Below are 2369 nucleotides of genomic sequence, written 5' to 3'. Positions count from 1 at the left end.
TTGTAGCAGCAATGTTCGCTCCACATGGCCGAAAAGATCCCGACCTCGACGTGGCCGGGATTCCGCCCCAAAAGTCGAACAATTTGGTCGTATTCTTCCGACGTCAGACCTTGCGTGATCGCTTCAGTCCGCAAACTCATACCGCGTGTCTTCTATCAACGGATTGGAAAGAAGCTTCTTGCACATTTCTTCGACGCGCGAAGCCGCCTTCGCTCGATCCCCGTTCTCCATCGAGAGCTCAATATATTTTCCCACGCGCGTGTCCGTCACTTCCTTATATCCGAGGCGTTGCAACGATCGATGCACCGCTTTCCCTTGCGGATCCAAAACCGCCTGCTTCAGCGTGACGTAAATGCGGACTTTCATGCGTGACCTTTCTGCATTCGATCCCACACTAAGTCGTAGGCCTCGACGAGACCTCCGAGATCTTTTCGGAAACGATCTTTATCCAAAATTTCCATCGTCTTTGCATCCCACAACCGGCACCCGTCGGGCGTGATCTCGTCCGCCAGCAACAGGCTCCCCTGATTGTCACGACCGAATTCGATCTTAAAGTCGACCAACAGAATTCCGAGTTTCTCAAAATATTTTCGCAGCAAATCGTTGACCTGAAGCGCTTTCATTTTCAATTCGGCGACTTCGCGATCCGTCGCAATTTTCAGCATTCGAATATGATCTTCCGTAAGAAGCGGATCATCCAAAGGATCGCTCTTATAGAAGAACTCCACGAGGGGCGGATCAATTTTGGTTTTTTCAGCGACTCCCAGACGTTTGCAGAGGCTTCCGGCGGCGATGTTCCGGACAACCACCTCCAGCGGCACGATCGTGACCGCTTTCACCAGCATCTCCCGTTCATTGATCGTCCGGACGAAGTGCGAGTCGACGCCATGCTCCCGGAGATATTCAAACATCTTGGCCGAGATCTTAAGATTGAGGAGCCCTTTTCTTTCGATCTCCGCCTTCTTCTTGTTGTTGAAAGCGGTCGCGGAGTCCTTGAAGCGCATGACGTAATGGCCCTTTTCAGGGCCCGTAAAAAGCTGTTTTGCCTTTCCTTCGTAAAGTGGTCGCTGTTCTTTGGCCATCACCGGCGTCCTCCCCTCAAAAGGGGCGGCAGTATATGCGGAGGCGGTTCTGAATTCAAACCGCCGGATCTTCCTTTGATTTGACACCCCCTCTCCTCCCGATACCGTACGAATAAATGAGTCTTTTTCGGCGGTTGTCTCGGTTTTGGGAATTCTTCGGAGATTCGGATCTGGCGCACGTTTGGACGGGCTTTCTCGCGGCCGTTCTTATTGGCGTATCGCTCTTGTGGCGGTTCAACTACGGCTCCATCCACAATTATGACGACGCTCTTTACGCCCAAGTAACCCGAGAAGTGTCCCGCGGACACGCATGGCCGCTTACATTCTCGGGAGAGCGCTATAACGCAAAACCTCCGCTTCCCTTCTGGATTGGGGGGCTGTTCGTCCGGTTATTCGGGGATCGTGAATCGAGCTATCGAATTTTATCGGCGCTTTCGTTTCTTTTCATTGTCGGAATGGCGTATCGCGTTTTGAGCCGAAGAGTCAGCGAATGGGCAGGATTCTTTTCGGTCCTGATCCTCCTCGGTTCACCCATGCTGGTTTGGTTTTCCCGACGGGTGATGCTCGATCTCCCTTTGGCCGCTTTCGGAGTCGCCCTTCTCGTTCTCCCAACGCGCCTACCGCTTTCCTGGGGACTTTTCTGGTCTCTGGCGATCTGCGGCTGGTGGACGAAAGAGGTCGCCATCTTGCCGGCGTTGGCGTCCGCGCTCATCACGATTGCGATTTATGCGCGCCCACAACTTCGAAAATCGAGCTTCGGAATCGGGGTGCTAGGTTTCCTCATCTCGGTTTTCCTTTTGCAATTTCTCCGACCCGCCGGGCGCATGTGGGATCCAAGTTTCCTGCACACGGTAGGACAAGAAGCGCTCCTAATACCGGCGCCGCGGGACATATATTGGGATGTCTTTGTATCGGATTCGGTTTTCGTTTGGCTGCTTCCCATCGCCTTCGTTTGGGCGATCGTTCGGCCGAAAACACTCTCACCTCTTGCCACCTCGCTCGGATTGGCCACGCTGATTCATTCCACGGCTCTCGCAGCGACAAAAACCATACTTCCCTACTATCTCCTTCCTGTATTCGTTTACGGCCTCCTGTTTTTAGCCGCCATGGTCCCAAACTCAAAAGCGAGATCACTTCGGATCGCCGTTGCGCTCCTGGCTCTTCTTCAAATCGGCCGCGCGCAAGCGTTTAAGATGGATCCGGATCATCCGGATCTGGATCCGGCCCGGGCCACCAAAGAACTCGCGCTCCTTTCGGCTCAAAAACTCGCTCCCAGCGTTCCTCTTT

Annotated in this window: 4 protein-coding genes; 1 reads left to right on the top strand and 3 read right to left on the bottom strand. The window is 53.6% G+C overall.

All coding sequences use genetic code 11. The annotated features are described in order from the left end of the window. The 3 genes from VI895_07340 to purC form a co-directional block, all read right to left on the bottom strand. The coding region (locus VI895_07340; protein HLG19617.1) for a hypothetical protein at positions 1 to 140 on the bottom strand (140 nt) is incomplete at its 3' end. Then, positions 124 to 366, bottom strand: coding sequence for a phosphoribosylformylglycinamidine synthase subunit PurS (gene purS, locus VI895_07335; protein HLG19616.1), 243 nt, complete (start codon positions 364 to 366; stop codon positions 124 to 126). The genes VI895_07340 and purS, both read right to left, overlap by 17 nt. Then, positions 363 to 1082, bottom strand: coding sequence for a phosphoribosylaminoimidazolesuccinocarboxamide synthase (purC, locus tag VI895_07330; protein HLG19615.1), 720 nt, complete (start codon positions 1080 to 1082; stop codon positions 363 to 365). Before purC ends, purS begins: the two co-directional genes overlap by 4 nt. A 116-nt stretch (positions 1083 to 1198) precedes the next feature. On the opposite strand from purC, the gene VI895_07325 reads away from it, so the two are divergent. Continuing rightward, the coding region (locus tag VI895_07325; protein HLG19614.1) for a glycosyltransferase family 39 protein at positions 1199 to 2369 on the top strand (1171 nt) is incomplete at its 3' end.

The sequence above is a fragment of the Bdellovibrionota bacterium genome (genome assembly GCA_035292885.1).
Lineage (GTDB): Bacteria > Bdellovibrionota_G > JALEGL01 > JALEGL01 > DATDPG01 > DATDPG01.
The sequence above is the reverse complement of the archived record's forward strand: the minus strand, read 5'-3'. Positions and strand labels throughout refer to the sequence as shown.